This is a genomic window from Krasilnikovia cinnamomea, assembly GCF_004217545.1.
Taxonomy (GTDB): Bacteria; Actinomycetota; Actinomycetes; order Mycobacteriales; family Micromonosporaceae; genus Actinoplanes; species Actinoplanes cinnamomeus.
Map to the genome: position 1 here is coordinate 3097635 of NZ_SHKY01000001.1, position 17612 is coordinate 3115246.

A 17612-nucleotide genomic window follows, 5' to 3' on the forward strand; every position below is an offset into this window, starting at 1 on the left:
GTGGTCGAACTCACCCAACGGGAAACGCGGTGCGGGTCAGCCTACCTTTTCCCGGAATCGGGTGGCCGCGCCGGCACCGGGGACTCCGCAGTCCGGGCCGCTGACCCACACCCACGTGCCGTCCGGCCCGGCGAACCGCACGATCAGGGACGGGGCCTGCGCGAAGCGGGCGTATTCGATGCTCTGCGCCAGGAGCGGGCGGGGACCGTACTCCAGGGCGATCGCGTCCAGACAGGCCTGCAGGGCGTCCCGCGCGCGCAGCCGCTGCAACGGCGTGGCCACGCCGGTCATCGCCTCGGCACTGGGCACGACGCTGGGCACGGCGCCCTTCGCCGCGCCCGGCTCCGCGCGGTCCTGCGCGGCGGCGGGCGCGGACAACGCCCGGGCGGCCTCGGCACGCAAGGTGTCCGGCGCGTAGTCGGTGCTGGTGGTGCGGATCTGGCCGGCATCCGGCAGGACCGCCGCGCCGCTCGCGGGCTGCGCCAGCATGGCGGTGGAATCGGCCGACTCGGTGCTCTTGGAAGCGGGGCTGACGAGGTGGTTGACGCCGAGGCCCGCGAACGCGAGCACTCCGGCCGCGACCCCGATCGGCGCGGCCCAGCGCCACCGCCGCCGGGCCGCGCCCACCCGGGCACCCCCGGACGGTACGGCGACCAGATGCCGGCGCGGCCCCGCCTCCGCGGCACCGGCGTCCTCCGCGTCCCCGGCGTCCGCAACAGTGGTGTCCGCGCTCGCGGCGTCAGTCAGGGCATCGTCGTCGAGCGCGATCCCGGCGGCCGTCGCGAGGGCGGCGTCGATCCGGGCGACCACGTCCGCGGGCATCGGCTCGGGGGCGGCGCCCATCGCGCGCAGCTCGGTGTCGACCGCGGCCATGCCCGCCAGCAGCGCGTCGTGCGCGTCGCGCCACTGCGGGTCGGCGTCGATCCGGGCGGCCACCTCCGCTGCCTCCGGAGTGCCGTCCAGGACCCCGCCGACGTAGTCGGCCAGCAGGTCGATGTCGACGTCGCTGAAGTCGGCCCCGGTCACGGGTCGCGCCTCCCCTCGGGTGTGGGCGGGAGCGGCCCTGTCACTCCCGACCCCGATGGGACGCGGTGGGCGCCCGTACGGTTCCCGCCGGCGTCGTGACCGCCGTCTCCGCCGGGGCGCAGGGGGGCCAGGGCGAGCGCCATCCGGGCGCGGCCCCGCGCGCACCGGCTCTTGATGGTGCCCTCGGCGACGCCGAGGATCGTGGCGGCCTCGGCCACCGCGTACCCCTGGAGGTCGACCAGGACGATCGCGGCGCGCTGATCGGCGGGAAGATCGGCCAGGGCGGCGCGGACGATCAGCGCGGTGTCGTGGTCCGGGGCGGGCGCGGCGGGCTCCGGCGCGCTGGGCGTGTCGTCGGGGCGGCTGCCGTCCGGCAGCGGCACGGTCGGGTGCGACTGGCGGCGGCGCAGCCGGTCCAGGCTGGCGTTCACGACGATCCGGTGCAGCCAGGTGGTGACCGCCGACTCGCCGCGGAACCGGGCGGCGGCGCGGTGCGCCGACAGCAACGCGTCCTGCACCGCGTCGGCGGCCTCCTCCCGGTCGCCGACCGTGCGCAGCGCGACCGCCCACAACCGGTCCCGGTGGCGGCGGACCAGCTCACCGAACGCGTCGGGGTCGCCGTCGACGTGCGCGCGCAGCAGCTCGGCGTCGCTCGGGGTGAGCGGCTCCGCCCCCGGGTGCGCGTCGCGCTGCTGGGTCACGCCAGCAATCTAGCGGAGACGGGCGGCCGGGTCAGTTGCCGTACACCTCGATCTTGTTGATGCTGACCCGGTAGTTGCCGTCGTCGCCGCGCGGCAGCTCGCTCAGGAAGACCAGGATGTACTGGTACTTCGTGTTCTCGTCGAAGCCCGTGAGGACCGTGTCCGTACCCGGTGACTTCTCGATGTCGGAGTCGCTGACCCGCGTGTAGGTCTTGAGGATCTTCTCGTCGCCGCCGGAGTTGTCGCCCGGGTCGCCGTCACCCGTACGGACGTCCATGGCGACGCCCGGCGCGGAGGCCTCGACCCGCACCTCGCTGATCGACCGCGGCGTTCCCAGGTTGATCAGGACGCCCATGCCGGACTTGAGATTGCCGAACTTTGAAGAGCGGTAGCCCTGCGTCTCCCAGCCGGTCGAGTCGTCGTTGTCGACCGTCTTCGCGGCCTCGCCGGTGTCGTCGCGGGTGCCGGGCGGCGGGTCGACGATCCGGACCATGTCGGCGGTCAGCGCGATCTTCTGCGGGGGCGCGGGCGTGTTGTCGCCGTCGTCGCTGGTGCCGCCGCCGCTGGGCCCGGGCTGGTTCGTCCCCGCCTGAGACGCGCCGGACGGCTTGTCCTGGCCGGAGTTCGAGATGGCGTTGATGCCGAAGATCAGGCCGAGCAGTGCGATGACCACCAGCGCCGCGATGCCCAGCGCGATCTTGCGAGTGCTGCGGACCGGCTCGACCGAGGTGCCCTGGGTGAACCGCAGCGGGCCGACGTCCTCGTAGTCGTCGTCGGCCGAGTCGAGGCGGGCCAGCTCGGCCGCGAGGGCCTGGGCGTCGGGGGCGGTGACCCGCTTGTCCAGCAGGTCCATCGTGAGGTCGTCCAGGTAGGCCGGGATGCCTGCGCGGACCTGTCGCGGCGCGGCGATGGTGCCGGCGGCGTCGCGGTGCGCGTCGGGCAGCGCGGACCGGCCGACCTCGGTGTGCGGCCAGCGTCCGGTCAGCGCGTAGTAGAGGACCCCCCCGACCGCGCGGACGTCCGCCTCGATGCTGTCCGCCGCGTCGGCCCGGGCGTCGGCCAGCACCACCCGGCCATCGTCGGCGATCAGGGTGGTGCCCGGGTGCACGTTGCCGTGCACCATGCCGGTGGCGTGCACCGCGGTGAGGGCGTCGGCCAGCGAGCGGGCGATCGCGGTGGCCCGGGGCGGATCCATCGGTCCGTTCGTGGTGACCAGCTCGCGCAACGCGGTCCCGTCCACCCATTCGCGGACCACGTACGCCCGTTCGCCCTCGTCGATGGCGTCGTAGACGCCGACCAGATTGGGGTGGATCACCCGGCTCGCGTCGACCGCGGCCTGCAGCATCTCGGTGGCGGAATCCCCGCCCGGGTGCCGCAGCACCACGGCGACGGGGCGGCGCAGGATGACGTCGATGCCGCGCCACACCTGGCGGCCGGCGCTGTCGTTGTTGACGTGGTCCTCGAGCTGGTAGCGCTCGGCCAGGATCTCACCGACGGTGGAGGTACCGAAGGTCATGACCGGACCGGCCCCATCGGCCGCGGTCTCGTGGCCTTCGCCGACCTGGGTCACCGGTCCTCCTCCGTGGTACACACGTGTCCGACACGACCTTACCCGGCCCGGGCCAGGCTCCCACAGGTCAACCCCGGGCGGGGCACCCGTCCGAGGCCCGCGGCCGATCGGCTACCGGCCGTCCGGTGACGACGATGGGCTGTTCAGCGGCTTGTCCACAGGCTTGTCCACAGCCTCAAAGTCCGAGTTCGCGATGGACTCAGAGGCCCAGCTTGCGGCGGACCATGCCGATGACCTGGCTGACCTCGCGCACCCGCAGCAGCGCGGCCGCCACGACGTACGTCACCACGATCACCGACCCGCCGACCGCCACCTGGAGAATCGCCGCGCCGCGCTCCGGGCGCGCGCCGCCGGGCAGCAGCCGCAGCACCAGCAGACCGAACGCGGCGGCCAGCGTGGCGGCCACCAGCACCCGGGCCAGCGCGCCGGCGACCGAGCCGAGATTGAGCCGGCCGATCCGGCGCCGCAGCACGGCCAGCGAGATGAGCGCGGAGGCCACGTACGACAGCGCGTTCGCGGCCGTCATGCCCGCCGCCGCCAGCGACGCGGACAGCAGCGCGAACAGCAGCACGTACGCCGCGATGCGGATCGCCACCACCGGGATGTTGATCAGCGCGGCGGTCTTGTTTCCCTGCAAAGAATAGAAGGTGTAGGTGCACAGGTAGCTGATCGACAGCGGCAGCACCGCGAACCCGGCCACCCGCAGCACCCCGGCGGTCGCGAAGGTCATCTCCGGGGTGTACTTGCCGCCCTGGAACAGCGTCACGCACAGCGGCGCGGCGAGAACCGTGTACGCCACCGCGATCGGGGCCAGCGCGGAGGCGGTGAGGCGGATGCCCCGGCTCAGGTCGGCGCTGACGTCGGCGTACCGGCCGTCGGCGGCCGCCGCGCTCATCCGGGGCAGCAGGGCGGTCATCACCGAGACGCCGATGATGCCGTGCGCCATCATCGTCAGCAGGAAGACGTTGTTGAACGCCAGCACGCTCGCGTCGTCGGAGTCCGACGTGCTGTTCAGCAGGCTCACCACGACGAACACGGCGACCTGGTTGGCGGCGACGTAGCAGAGCATCCAGCCGCCCAGCCGGCCGATCTCGCGCAGGCCCAGGCCCCGCGGATCCCACCGCCACTTCCAGGCGAAGCCGACCTTGCGCAGCGCGGGCAGCAGGCCGGCCGTCTGCGCGACCATCCCGAGCAGCGTGCCCAGGCCGATCACCGCGATCTGTGCGGTGGTGATGGTTTCCGGCCCCAGCCCCTCGTCGGTGCCGAAGAACAGGATGAAGGCGCCGCAAGCGGCGATCACCACCAGGTTGTTGAGGATCGGCGCCCACATCGGCGCGGCGAAGTGCCCGCGTACGTTGAGCACCGCGCCCATCAGCGCGGACAACCCGGTGAAGAAGATGATCGGCAGCATCAGGTACGCGAACGCGGTGACCAGATCCTGGTACGCCGGGGTGCCCCTTCCGGCCTGGATCGCGGTGAACACTGGTGCCGCGATCACCACCAGCACGGTCGCGATGCCGAGGCAGGTGCCGGCGAAGGTCAGCAGCTTCTGGGTGTACTCCTGGCCCCGGTCGGGATCGGCCTTGCGCCGCCGGACCAGCAGGGGCACCAGGACGCTGGACAGGATGCCACCGAGCAGCAGCTCGTAGATCTGTCCCGGCAGGAACTGCGCCGTGGTGTAGGCGTTGCCGACGGTGGCGCCGAGCGTCATGCCGATCAGTGCGTTCCGGGCGAAGCCGATCACGCGGCTGACCAGGCTGCCCGCTGCCATGATCGCGCTGTTGCCCGCCGTACTCGTCTCGTCCGGCGGCTCCTCCGGCGGCAGGGCCTGCTCCCCCGTGACGGCCGCGCCCGGGTTCGGGGTGTCCACCGAGATCAGGGTCACGCCGTCCGGGGGAGGCGCGGCGTCGTCGCCCGCCGCGTGGGCGCTGCGGTACAGGCCGCCGCTCGGCCGGGCTTCGTCAGGTACGGACACCCCGCCAATCTAGCCAGGTCGCGCCCACAGGTGTCGGCGCAGGAGGCTGCCGGGCTCAGCGCCCGCCAGGGTCTCCACCATCCAGCACGCCTCGAGGTCCACCAGGGGTTCGCTGAGGGCGTCGAGCACGGTGGGGTGGTCGCAGCCCGCCTCGGTCAGCGCGGCCAGCAGACGCGGCACGGGCCGCAGGTCCCCGGTGCCCGCGATGTTCCGGGCCAGCGGGCGGGCGGCGGCGTAGCAGTCGTCCCGGGCATGCCCGGACAGCCGCTCGGCGGCCCGGCGGACCAGGTCGGCCAGTTCCGCGCGAGGGAAGCGCCGGCCGCCGCGAACCTCCAGGTGGACGTCGGCCGGGGCGGCCAGCGCCGACACCGTGGCCTCGTCGAGCACCCGAGGCGGGTGTTGCGGCTGCGGGCGCGGCCACCAACGGTCGTCGGCGAAAATCGGCAACGGGTCCTGCTCCGGCCCCGCTGTTTCCGGCCCTGCGGTTTCCGGCCCTGCGGGCGGGGTCGGCGGCGCGTCCCGGCGCAGCGCACGGTAGGCGGCCGCGCGTACCGCGGCGATCTCCGCCGGATCGTCGTCGGGGGTGGCCGGGGCGAACGGCGACAGAAGCGCGACGACCAGGCCCGGATGCGGCAGGGTGGGATCCTCCAGGGCGATCACCCGGGCGCACAGGTCCAGCTCCCACCAGCGCAGCGCGGCCGGGTAGGGCCGGCCTGTCCCGGTCCAGCCCAGCTGGATCGGCTCGCTGCTGGCGGGGGCGCGCAGCCCGAGCGTGCGCTCGCCCGCCACCAGGTCGATCTCCAGCACCAGCCCGTATCCGGCCGTCACCGGCAGCGAGACGCGCAGCTCGGCGGGGGCGCGATTCTCCTGCGGCAACGGACCGGTCGCGGCGTCCGGGTGGGGTGGCGGGCTGGTCGCGCCCGTCCAGAACCCTGGGTCCTCGCTCAGGCGGCGCAGCGCCTCGGAAACGGGCACGGCGCCCATCCTGCCCGCTGCCGCCGGTCACCGCCACGACCGATACGCTGGTCGTCCCATGTCAACGCCTGCCTCCTCCCTCTCCGCCGCCCAGCGCAACGCGGTCGCCGAACTGCTGCGCGTCTCCCCCGTCGCCGACGAGCTCGGTCGGCGCTTCGCCGCCGGGGGCCACGAACTGCACCTCGTCGGGGGCTCCGTCCGCGACGCGTTGCTCGGCCGCCTCGGCGACGACCTCGACTTCTGCACCGACGCCCACCCGGAGGACACGCTCCGGATGGTCGACGGGTGGGCCGACGCGATCTGGGAGACCGGCCGCGAGTTCGGCACGATCGGGGTGCAGAAGAACGGCCTGCGGCTGGAGATCACCACCTTCCGGGCCGAGGCGTACGACGGGGTCAGCCGCAACCCCGTGGTGGCGTACGGCACGAACCTGCTCGACGATCTGCGGCGGCGCGACTTCACCATCAACGCGATGGCGGTGAGCCTGCCGGGGCACGCCTTCACCGACCCGTACGGCGGGCTGGCCGACCTCGCCCGGCAGGTCGTCCGTACGCCGGACACGCCGGAGTCGTCGTTCTCCGACGATCCGCTGCGGATGCTGCGGGCCGCCCGCTTCGCCGCGAAGCTGCGGTTCACGGTGGAGCCGGACGTGGTCGCCGCGATGACGGCGATGGCCGCCGACCTGGACCGGATCACCGCCGAGCGTATCCGCGACGAGTTCACCAAGCTGCTCAGCGGCGCCGACCCGGTGCGTGGGCTGCGGCTGCTGGTCGACACCGGCCTGGCGGACCGTTTCCTGCCGGAGCTGGCCGGGCTCAAGCTGGAGATCGACGAGCACGCCCAGCACAAGGACGTGTACGAGCACACCCTCATCGTGGTGAACAACGCCGTGCGGCTGGAGGGTGACGAGGGGCCGGACTTCATCCTGCGGATGGCCGCGCTCATGCACGACGTCGGCAAGCCCGCGACCAAGGCGGTCGGGCGCGACGGCCGGGTCAGCTTCCACCACCACGAGGTGGTCGGGGCGCGGCTCACCAAGCACCGGATGCGGGCGTTGAAGTACCCCAAGGACGTCATTTCGAGCGTGGTCGAGCTGGTCTCGCTCCACCTGCGCTTCTACGGGTACGGCCGGGGCGAGTGGACCGATTCGGCGGTGCGCCGCTACGTCGCCGACGCCGGTCCCCTGCTGCCCCGTCTGCACAAGCTGACCCGGTCGGACTGCACCACCCGTAACCGGCGCAAGGCGGCGGCGCTGGCCGCGGACTACGACGCGCTGGAGGAGCGGATCGCCCGGCTGGCCGCCGAGGAGGACCTGGCCCGGGTCCGGCCGGACCTGGACGGCAACGCGATCATGGAGATCCTCGGCGTGCCGCCCGGACCGATCGTGGGGCAGGCCTGGAAGTACCTGAAGGAGCTGCGGCTGGACAAGGGGCCGCTGCCGCGCGAGGAGGCCGAGGCGGAACTGCTGCGCTGGGCCCGAGAGCACGGCCATACATAGAAGGTGTCGTACCCCCGGGGCAGACTGGCGGCATGCGACTGGTCATCGATTCGCCGATCGGCCCGCTCGGGGTGGCCGTCCGCGACGACCTCGTGGTGGGGGTGCGGTTCGGCGCCGCTGCCGGGCCCGGCGGTGCGCATCCGGCGCTCGATCAGCTGTCGGCGTACTTCGCCGGCGAGCTGACGGCGTTCACCGTGCCGTACGAGCTGGTGGGTGGCTCGGAGTTCGAGCGTGCGGTGTGGACGGAGATCGCCAAGATCCCGTATGGCGAGACGATCACCTACGGGGCGATCGCGACCGGGCTGGGTGATCCGGGGGCGGCGCGGGCGGTCGGGACGGCCTGCAACCACAACCCGGTCCCGGTGATCGTGCCGTGTCACCGCGTGGTGGGGGCGGGCGGCAAGATGGTCGGCTTCGGCGGTGGGCTCGAACGCAAGCGCAAGCTGCTCGAGCTGGAGGCCCGCATCGCGATGGCCCGATCGTGGGGCTGAACGACCGGCACCGGACGACCAGGGCCCGGGCGATCCGGTGACGAGTGAGGCTTCAGCCGTTGACGCGGCTGGGCCGCCTGCCGGATGGCGTGGCCATCAGGCAAGCGGCCCGGCTGATGCTGGTTCCTGTCGGCCCGGCTCAGCGCTCGATGTCGCCGCGGATGAACGCCTCGACGGACTCCTTGGCGTCGTGGTCGTTGTACTGCACCGGCGGGGACTTCATGAAGTAGGACGACGCCGACAGGATCGGGCCGCCGATCCCACGGTCCTTGGCGATCTTCGCGGCGCGGACCGCGTCGATGATGACGCCGGCCGAGTTCGGCGAGTCCCACACCTCGAGCTTCAGCTCCGCGTTCAGCGGGGTGTCACCGAAGCTGCGGCCCTCCAGCCGGATGTACGCCCACTTGCGGTCGTCAAGCCACGGCACGTGGTCCGACGGCCCGATGTGCACGTCGCTCTTGAGCATCTCGTGCGGGATCTGGCTGGTCACCGACTGGGTCTTGGAGATCTTCTTGGAGACCAGCCGGTTGCGCTCCAGCATGTTCATGAAGTCCATGTTGCCGCCGAAGTTCAGCTGGTACGTGCGCAGCAGTTCGACCCCACGGTCCTCGAACAGCTTGGCCAGCGCCCGGTGCACGATCGTCGCGCCGACCTGGCTCTTGATGTCGTCGCCGACGATCGGCAGGCCCGCGTCCTCGAACTTCTTGGCCCACTCCGGGTCCGAGGCGATGAAGACCGGCAGCGCGTTGACGAAGGCGCAGCCCGCGTCGATCGCGGCCTGGGCGTAGAACTTGTCGGCCTGCTCGGAGCCCACCGGCAGGTACGAGACGACGACGTCGACCTCGGCCTCGCGCAGCGCCTGCGCTACGTCGACCGGCTCGGCCGTCGACTCCTCGATGATCTCCTGGTAGTACTGGCCCAGACCGTCGAAGGTCGGACCGCGCTGCACGGTGACGCCGGTGGGCGGCACGTCGCACAGCTTGATGGTGTTGTTCTCGCTGGCGACGATCGCCTCGGACAGATCCATACCGACCTTCTTGGCATCCACGTCGAACGCCGCGACGAACTTCACGTCGGAGACGTGGTAGTCGCCGAAGGTCACGTGCATGAGACCCGGAACTCGGTCGTTCGGGTCGGCGTTGCGGTAGTACTCGACGCCCTGCACGAGGGACGAGGCGCAGTTACCCACACCCACGATGGCGACGCGGACGGAGCCCATCGCGATTGCCTCCTTGTTCATCACGGCCGGTCCTGGTGCGGACGCGGGTTCTCGGGGGATGTCTCCGCGGCCGGTGTGGCCGGGGAACGGCCGGAGCGCTCGTTGGTGATGAGCTCCTCCAGCCAGCGGACCTCGCGCTCGCACGCTTCGAGTCCGTGTCGTTGCAGTTCGAGGGTGTACGCGTCGAGCCGGTCGGCGGCCCGGGAGAGGACCTCACGCAGGCCCTCGCGGCGCTCCTCGATCCGGCGGCGGCGACCTTCGAGGATCCGCAGCCGGGTGGCCCGGTCAGTCCGGGCAAAAAACGCGAAATGTACGCCGAAGCCGGCGTCGTCGTAGGTCTCCGGGCCCGCCTGGGCCAGCAGCTCCGCGAACCGCTCCTTGCCCTCGGCCGTGATCTTGTACACGATCCGGCCCCGCTTGCTGGTCAGCGGTGGCACCATCGCGTCCTCGGGCGCGGTCTCGCTGATCCAGCCGGCGGCGTTCAAGCGCTTCAGCGTGGGGTAAAGGGTGCCGTAGCTGATCGCGGCACGGATGGTCCCCAGCTTGGTGGCGAGCTCCTTGCGCAGCTCGTACCCGTGCATGGGGGCCTCCTGGAGAAGGCCGAGGACGGCGAGCTCGAGCACGTCGCCACCTCCTTGCCGGGTTTCCGGCTGCACGTTGCGGGACGATGTATCGGCCCGATACATCGCACCGTAGAACGTGAGGGCTCGGCCCGCAACATGATCGCGGCTACGCGGTCACCGCACCACGCTCCGTGACGCTTGTCGCCGTACGGGACATGAGCGCGTACTCTCTTCGCCATGCGCACGCAGCGGCAGGTCGTCGACTACTCGCTTCAGAAGCGGGCGCTGCTGCGTGACGTACGCAACGGCAAGGTCGGAACACTCGAAGTCTGCGATGCATCGCCGTACTTGAAGAATGCAGCCAGATTCCACGGCGAGCCCACGGACGAGCGCTGCCCGATCTGCCGTCACGACAACCTCACCCTGGTGCACTACATCTACGGCGATGAGCTCAAGAACTCGGCTGGACAGGCACGCAAGCTCGCGGAGCTGCCCGTGCTGGCCATGACGCTGCGTGAGTTCCAGGTGTTCGTCGTGGAGGTGTGCCGCTCCTGCGCGTGGAACCACCTCACCGAGCAGTACCTGCTCGGGCGGGATGCGCTCAACGCCGACGAACTGGACAGGGTCGAGGCCGTCGCCTCGGCTTCCTCGGGCCGCCACCACGAGGCAGGGTCGTCGTCTCAGCGCCGGGAGGGCCGATGGTGACTCGACCCCCTAACGGCAACGCCGACACGACCCCGACCGACACGGGCATCCAGCGCCACAATCGGTCATTCTTGGCATCTGACAGGGCGGCTGCGCGGAAGCAGCCCACAACGACCGCTCGTGGCGCTGCCTCCGGAAGCCCGTCGGGGCTCCTCGGGCGCGCCACCGCGACCGGTAGGTGTGACTGAATGAATTCGAACGGCGACTCGCAGTCAGCACGCGCCCGGGCCCGAGTGCCCGGGCCGTCCGCTGCTACCGGCCCGGACGGCGACCCGTCCTACGCCGCCGCACGCCCCGCCCCGGACGCATACCGGCGCGGCGCCGCAGGTCAGGCCAGCGTCGGAGCGCCGCGCGGCTCTGCCTCCGTCGGCGCACCCGCCGGCCGCGCCGCGGTCGGCGCGGCCTCCGTCGGCTCGGCGCGCGTCGGCGCGGCTTACGGACCCGGGCAGGGCACCGGCTCGTACGGCGGCCGTGCCGCCGTGGCCCGTGCCGCCGTCCGGCCGTCGGCCGGTCCCGACGGCTTCGGCGACCTCGGTGGCGGCGGCAACGGTCTCCCGAACCGTAAGGACCTGACGAAGCTCGCCAAGCGCCGGCGGCGCGCCAACGTCCTCACCGCGGCGGCTGCCGTCGTGGTCATCCTCCTGGGCGCCGGCGTCGTCGGCGGCACCTGGTTCTTCGACGGCGTGGACCTGCCGCAGCCGAAGTCCGAGGACCAGGCGACGACGATCCGGGACGCGAACAACAAGGTGCTGGCCAAGCTCGGCAGCCAGAACCGGACCGTCGTTCCCGACAAGAGCATCCCCGTCATGGTTCAGCGCGCCGTGGCGGCCGCCGAGGACAAGAACTTCTACGACCACCACGGGATCGATTTCCTCGGCATTGCCCGGGCCGCGTGGAACAACTTCACCGGCGGCGACAAGCAGGGCGCCTCGACGATCACCCAGCAGTACGCCCGGCACGCGGCCGAGCTCAAGGACATCAGCTACAACCGGAAGCTGCGCGAGGCGGTGATCGCCCGCAAGCTGGAGTCGAAGTACGACAAGCAGACCATCATGGGGCTGTACCTGAACTCGGTCTACTTCGGCGAGGGCCGGTACGGGATCGAGGCCGCGGCGCAGGGGTACTTCGGCAAGTCGGTGCTGGCCGCGCCGAACAGCCCGCGGGCGCTCACGGTGTCCGAGGCGGCGGTGCTCGCCTCGATCATCAAGCAGCCGGAACCGGTCAAGGGCGGTCACAAGGGCTTCGACCCCAACATCAACCCCGATGCGGCGAAGGATCGGTGGCAGTACACGCTCAACAACATGCTGGAGATGAAGTGGATCACTCCGGAGGAGCGTGCCGCCGCGGTGTGGCCGGAGAAGACACTGCGTCCGATCGACAGCGGCAAGTCCAGCGGTGACGCCGCCGACAAACCGGTCGGCATGATCATCCGGCACGTCAAGCAGGAACTGCGCGACATGGGCATCGACGACGACGAGCAGCGCCGCGGCGGCCTCGACATCAAGACGACCATCGACCCCGACATGCAGAAGGCGGCGGAGGAGTCGGCGCGCAGGTCCAGCGAGGACTCGCCGATGCACGACAAGCCGAAGTCGTACCAGGCGGCGCTGATCGCCATCGACCCGAACAACGGTCAGGTGAAGGCCTACTACGGCGGCGACAACCCGACCGGCCTGGATTACGCCGGCTACATGGACGGCGAGACCGGACAGATCATGGACGCGGGCGGACAGTCGCCCGGCTCGACGTGGAAGCCGTACACGCTGACGGCGGGCCTGCAGAAGGGCATCTCCTTCGAGACCCACTGGGACGGCACCGAGAAGCGCATCGGCGGCGGCACGATCAGCAACGCGGGAGCCGACCCGGGACGCGTCTGTGGCGGGCAGATCAAGTTCTGCCAGCTGGAGAAGGCGACGGTCCAGTCGTACAACTTCCCGTTCTACTGGATCGCCAACAAGGTCGGGCCGTCGAACGTCCTGAAGGCCGCGAAGGACGCCGGCATCCGGCACATCTGGACCGACGCCCAGAAGGACGGCACCTCCAAGCTGATCGACCTGGAGCGCACGGACGCCTCGACGTGGAACAAGTACTTCGCCGAGGAGATCGGCTTCGGCCAGTACCGGGTCGTGCCGCTGGAGCACGCCAACGGGGTGGCGACCATCATCAACGGCGGCGTCTACCACAAGGCCCACTTCATCGCCTCGGTGAGCCGCCGCGACGAGAACACCGGCAAGATGGTCACCTACAAGAGCGAGAAGACGAGGGGCGAGCCGGTCTTCCCCGCGGACCAGATGAGTGACCTGCTGGGTGTCCTGCAGAAGATCCCGGCGCACGCCAACAAGGTGCTGCGCAACGGCCGGCCCGCCGCGGTGAAGACGGGAACCTGGGAGTTCAACAAGAAGGGCGGCAGCGGCGACGCCTGGATGGTGGGTGGCATTCCGCAACTGGCCGCCACCGTCTGGATCGGCGGCGCCAACAAGCGGGTCGAATTGAAGTCCGGACCCAACGGCACCGGCCGGGACATGTTCGGCTCCAGCACCCCGGGTGCGGTGTGGAAGACGTTCATGGACAAGGTCACGGCGAAGCTCGACATGAAGATCGAGCGATTCCCGGACCGGCAGCGCACCGGTGACCCCAACAGCCCGCTGCAGAACGGCAAGCAGCCACCGCCCCCGCCCGCCGACCCGCAGTGCCTCATCGGATTCCTGTGTCCCGGTGGAAACAACAACGGCGGCGACAACAACGGGAACAACGGCGGCGGCAACAACGGCGGCAACAACGGGCCCGGTGGCAACAACGGCGGGAACAACAACGGCGACGGTGGAGACAACGACGGTGGTGACCCCACCACCACGTTCCCCGGCCAGTTCCTCACCGGTAACCCACCGAGAGAGACCGACGGCACGCCGGGAACAGGCGGATAGACCGGGTGACGCCGGGCTCGGTACGCACCGTCGCCGAGCCCGGCGCGCTCTGTCCCCTTCGGGGAAAGGGCGGCCGGATGCGGCATGATTCCATGCCATGAGCACCCAGTCGGCCCGCGACATCGAACGGCCTGAGTCGCAGGACCACCCCGCCTCCTCGGACGGCTTCGTGCGTGGGCTCTCCGAGGCGATCGGCGGGCCACTCGGCGGGCACGCCGTACCGCCCGAGGATCGGCCGAACCGATTCTGGACGGCGGCGCGGATCGTCCTCGCCCTGACCTGCCTCACCCTGGCACTGCACTGGGTGCAGAAGTCGCCGTGCCAGGACGGCGACTGGCAGAAGAACATCCAGTACACCCGGTTCTGCTACACCGACGTGCTGGCGCTCTACTACGCCGAGGGACTCAACCAGGGCAAGGTGCCGTACCGGGACCATGCGGTCGAGTACCCGGTGGTCACGGGCTACTTCATGGGGGTGCTGGGGCTGCCGGTGCACGCGCTCGGCCAGGAGTACCCCGGCATCAACCAGGGCAAGTGGTTCTACAACGTCAACGCGGTCGTACTCTGCGCACTGGCCGTCGCCACGGCCGCGGTGCTCCTCGCCCTGCGGCGCCGCAGACCCTGGGACGCCGCGATCTTCGCGCTGTCGCCGATCCTGTTCGTGACCGCCACGGTCAACTGGGACTTCCTCGCCATCGGCCTGGCCATGTTCGGCCTGTACGCGTGGGCGCGGCGCCGGCCCGCGCTCGCCGGGATCCTGCTCGGCCTCGGCGGCGCCGCGAAACTGTGGCCGCTGTTCATCCTCGGCCCGATCCTCGTCCTGGGGCTGCGCTCCGCCCGGCTGCGAGCCGCGTTCACCGCCATCGGTACGGCCGCCGCCGCCTGGGCGATCGCCAACCTCCCGGTGTTCCTGGCCTATCGGGAGAGCTGGAACCGGTTCTTCGAACTCAACACCGAGCGCCCCGTCGACTGGGGCACGCTCTGGTACGTCGGGCGGTACCTCGACGGCAAATGGAACACCGGCACTCCCGGGGACCAGGGCCCGTTCCAGTGGCTCAGCGATCACGTACCCGCCCTGAACTGGGTGACGTACGCCCTGTTCGGGCTCAGCTGCCTGGCCATCACCGTGGTGTGCATGCTGGCGCCGCGGCGCCCGCGCGTCGCGCAGGTCGCGTTCCTCGTCGTCGCGGCGTTCCTCATCTTCAGCAAGGTCTGGTCCCAGCAGTACGTGCTGTGGCTGCTGCCGCTGGTCGTGCTGGCCCGCCCCCGCTGGGGTGCCGTGATCGCGTGGACCGTCGCCGAGATCGGGTACTTCACGGCGTTCTATGCGGAACTGCTCGGCGCGGGCGGCAAACCGGTCATTCCAGAGGGGACGTTCGTGCTGGCGGCGGCGCTGCGCCTGATCACCGTGGCGGTGCTGTGCGGGTTTGTGGTGCGGGAGATGTGGCGGCCGGAGCGGGATGCCGTCCGCAGCACGTACGCGGACGATCCGGACGGCGGACCGCTGGACGGGGCCCCGGACGCGCCGTGGGTGGCCCAGCTACGGCGGCCGAAGTCGGAGCGGCCCGCGACGCCGCCCGAAATGCCCGTCCCGGCCTGACCGGACCCGTCCCGGACTGACCGGACCACCGTTCGGCTGAGCCGTCCGCGGGGGCCCGGCCAGCCGATCGCCGCACTAGGTGCCTCCCGGATCAGGGGATGCGGAACAGGACGGTGTTGTCGTCCAGGTCCTCCCGGGTGATCCCGAGTGGATCGACCGGCACGTCTCCCGCGCGTTCCCACGGGGTACCCGCCGCCTGCGAGCGCAGCAGCAGCACGGTCTGCACGCCGAGCCCGCGCAGGTACGCGATGCTGGCCGTATCCGGGAACGTGGCCGCGTTGCGCCGCAGCTCCGCCTGGTGCGCCGGGGCGAACGCGCCGCCCCCGTTGGCCAGCGGCTGGAACCGCGACGTCGACCAGAGCATGACGGTCTGATCGCCCAGTGTGGAGGTGGGCAGCACGAGGGTTGACGAGGTGACCGTACGCATCGCCCGGGGTTGGGTGGGAACGACCGGATGCGCGGTGACTCCCCAGCCCTCCACCAGCACCAGAGCCAGCGGTACGAGCGTGGCCGCGCGCAGCCACGGGCTCGGCCACGGGGGCATCCGCTGCGCGGACAGGTGCTCCGCGCGCCGGACGAACTCGTCGACCGCGCCCGCCGCGAGCACGGCCAGCAGCAGCGTCACCCAGAGCATGAGGCGGCCCGGGATCCGCACCCCGAACGAGCCGGGCAGGTGCCCGAACAGCGGCAGATACGTCCAGCGGCCGTCGAAGACAGTGGTGCCGAGCGTCAGCACCACCGCGGCCGCGAGGGCGACGAGCATGACGAAGCGCTGACGCCACGTCCAGATCGAGAAGACCAGGCCGACCAGGGCGAGGGTGTACAGCACGAAGCCGGGCAGCAGGCTCATCTCGGCGGGCCAGCGCAGCGCCGCGCGCGGGACCGCGTGCGCGGCACCCCAGATCCGGGACTCGGCCGGGCCGATCAGCAGGCTGTGTACCGGCGGCGAAAAGAACCGCACCTCGGTCAGAGCCGGCCCCGTCTGGCCGACGCGCAGGTAGGGCAGCGCGATGAGCAGGCCCACGCCGACCACGACGAGCATCCCCAGCAGGTCGGTGACGAGCAGCCGCCACCCCAGCACCGGACCCTGGCCGCGGCGGCGCAGCCGACGGACCGGCACCGCGAGCAGCACGACGAGCACCAGCAGGGCGAGCACGTACGCGAACGGCAGGCCCTGCGCGAAACCGAGACTGATCTGCCACGCGGCCAGCAACCAGCCCGCGACGGCCCAGCGGGCCCGCCGCCGGGCGGGGCGGAAACCGTAGCGCAGGGACCAGCCGTGGCCGCGGGCGAGCATCGCGAGCGCCAACGGGATCGCGCCGACCGACACGACGTCGAGGTGGCCTTCCTGACCGAGCCGCCACGGCGCGTACGCGAACGCGACCGCCGCCACCGCCGCGCCGGTGCGCCGGGCGCCGAGCTGCCGGACCAGCGCGTAGCCGCCCAGCGTCAGCAGCGCGTGGGCCAGGACGAAGAGGATGTTGTAGCGCAGCACCGCGGCCTCGGGACCGGTGCCCAACATGCCGGCGGGGGCATAGCCGAGCAGGCTGTCGCCGAACGCGAAGGTGTACGGCAGCGGGAAGAACGCGTTCGCGTGCCAGAGCCGGGCCGGGTCGATCAGCAGGATGTGTCCCGCCCAGGACACCTGCCACGCCTGGCGGGACGGGTCGTAGAGGTCCTGCGGGAGGGTGTGTAGTGGATAGCGCAGGGCCGGCCAGGTCATCGCCACCGCGAGGAGCAGGGACGCGTAAGCGGCCAGGGCGTACTCGTGGATCAGGCCGCGGCCCACGACGCGGACGGCGCGGCGGAGGCGGCCGGGGGCGCGCTCCGGGGTGGTGGCGAACGCCGTCCACGGATCGGGGGGCGCGCCGGGGGGCCGGGTAGCCGGCAATCCCCGGCGGTCCTCGCCGGGGGTGTCCGTCGGCTGCGTCGCCGCGGCCGATTTTTCGGTCGCGGCTTTCTCGGTCGCGGCTTTCTCGGTCGCGGACGTGCCGGTCGCGGACTTGTCGGTCGTGGTTGCCGCTGCCTCGGGTGTCACCGGCAGGTCCGTGGGGGCGGCGGGTTCCGGGGTCGCCCCCGGCTTTCCCCTGCGCCGCCAGCCACGCCACGACCGTGACCGGGCGGTGGGCTCCGCACCAGCCGCCCCGCGCCCGGCCTTCCCGGGCTCCGCAGCCCCGGTGGTCGGCTGGGTCGCCGTGGTGGTCGCTTCGTCGTCCCTGGTGTCGGGCCCGGTCGCGAGAGTGTTCGATCCGGTGTCGTTGGTGTCGGTCTCGGGCTTTCGCACGGTGGCGGGCTCGTCGGCCTTGGCCGGTGAGTCGGGGCTGAGCTGCGGTCGGTCGGTTGTCACGCCACCACCTCCTGCCGC

13 protein-coding genes are annotated in these 17612 nt (G+C 71.6%); 5 read left to right on the forward strand and 8 right to left on the reverse strand.

What is annotated here, in order from left to right:
* Positions 1 to 36: 36 nt before the first annotated feature.
* The 5 genes from EV385_RS13955 to EV385_RS13975 all read right to left on the reverse strand — a co-directional run bounded on the left by EV385_RS13955 (position 37) and on the right by EV385_RS13975 (position 6256).
* On the reverse strand, positions 37 to 1026 hold the full coding sequence (locus EV385_RS13955; RefSeq protein WP_130509863.1) for a hypothetical protein: 990 nt from the start codon (positions 1024 to 1026) through the stop codon (positions 37 to 39).
* Positions 1023 to 1727, reverse strand: a complete 705-nt coding sequence (gene sigM, locus EV385_RS13960; protein WP_242624870.1) for an RNA polymerase sigma factor SigM — start codon at positions 1725 to 1727, stop codon at positions 1023 to 1025. The genes EV385_RS13955 and sigM overlap by 4 nt, the downstream gene beginning before the upstream one ends.
* A gap of 31 nt (positions 1728 to 1758) precedes the next feature.
* On the reverse strand, positions 1759 to 3297 hold the full coding sequence (locus tag EV385_RS13965; protein ID WP_130509865.1) for a protein kinase family protein: 1539 nt from the start codon (positions 3295 to 3297) through the stop codon (positions 1759 to 1761).
* Positions 3298 to 3496: 199 nt separating this feature from the next.
* Complete coding sequence (gene murJ, locus EV385_RS13970) at positions 3497 to 5272, reverse strand: murein biosynthesis integral membrane protein MurJ (protein WP_130509866.1); 1776 nt, start codon at positions 5270 to 5272, stop codon at positions 3497 to 3499.
* 9 nt (positions 5273 to 5281) lie between these two features.
* Positions 5282 to 6256, reverse strand: coding sequence for a hypothetical protein (locus EV385_RS13975; RefSeq protein ID WP_130509867.1), 975 nt, complete (start codon positions 6254 to 6256; stop codon positions 5282 to 5284).
* A gap of 49 nt (positions 6257 to 6305) precedes the next feature.
* Here EV385_RS13975 and EV385_RS13980 point away from each other — a divergent pair, with 49 nt between their 5' ends.
* Both EV385_RS13980 and EV385_RS13985 read left to right on the forward strand, forming a co-directional pair.
* Entirely contained in the window at positions 6306 to 7745 is a 1440-nt protein-coding gene (locus EV385_RS13980; protein WP_130509868.1) for a CCA tRNA nucleotidyltransferase, read from the forward strand.
* A gap of 32 nt (positions 7746 to 7777) precedes the next feature.
* A complete protein-coding gene (locus tag EV385_RS13985; protein ID WP_130509869.1) occupies positions 7778 to 8236 on the forward strand; it encodes a methylated-DNA--[protein]-cysteine S-methyltransferase in 459 nt (152 codons plus the stop codon).
* A gap of 139 nt (positions 8237 to 8375) precedes the next feature.
* On the opposite strand, the gene EV385_RS13990 is transcribed toward EV385_RS13985, so the two are convergent.
* Entirely contained in the window at positions 8376 to 9455 is a 1080-nt protein-coding gene (locus EV385_RS13990) for an inositol-3-phosphate synthase (RefSeq protein ID WP_130513294.1), read from the reverse strand.
* A gap of 20 nt (positions 9456 to 9475) precedes the next feature.
* Positions 9476 to 10078 carry a PadR family transcriptional regulator gene (locus EV385_RS13995; RefSeq protein ID WP_130509870.1) on the reverse strand — a complete coding sequence of 201 codons (603 nt, stop codon included), beginning with the start codon at positions 10076 to 10078 and terminating at the stop codon, positions 9476 to 9478.
* 177 nt (positions 10079 to 10255) lie between these two features.
* On the opposite strand from EV385_RS13995, the gene EV385_RS14000 reads away from it, so the two are divergent.
* The 3 genes from EV385_RS14000 (at position 10256) to EV385_RS14010 (ending at position 15247) form a co-directional block, all read left to right on the forward strand.
* Positions 10256 to 10723 carry a DUF5318 domain-containing protein gene (locus EV385_RS14000; RefSeq protein WP_130509871.1) on the forward strand — a complete coding sequence of 156 codons (468 nt, stop codon included), beginning with the start codon at positions 10256 to 10258 and terminating at the stop codon, positions 10721 to 10723.
* 188 nt (positions 10724 to 10911) lie between these two features.
* Positions 10912 to 13647 (forward strand): transglycosylase domain-containing protein, encoded by a 2736-nt coding sequence (locus tag EV385_RS14005; RefSeq protein WP_130509872.1) that lies wholly within the window; start codon positions 10912 to 10914, stop codon positions 13645 to 13647.
* A gap of 97 nt (positions 13648 to 13744) precedes the next feature.
* Entirely contained in the window at positions 13745 to 15247 is a 1503-nt protein-coding gene (locus tag EV385_RS14010; RefSeq protein WP_130509873.1) for a glycosyltransferase family 87 protein, read from the forward strand.
* Between the two features lie 91 nt (positions 15248 to 15338).
* On the opposite strand, the gene EV385_RS14015 is transcribed toward EV385_RS14010, so the two are convergent.
* Positions 15339 to 17594, reverse strand: a complete 2256-nt coding sequence (locus tag EV385_RS14015) for a hypothetical protein (RefSeq protein ID WP_242624871.1) — start codon at positions 17592 to 17594, stop codon at positions 15339 to 15341.
* Between the last annotated feature and the right edge of the window lie 18 nt (positions 17595 to 17612).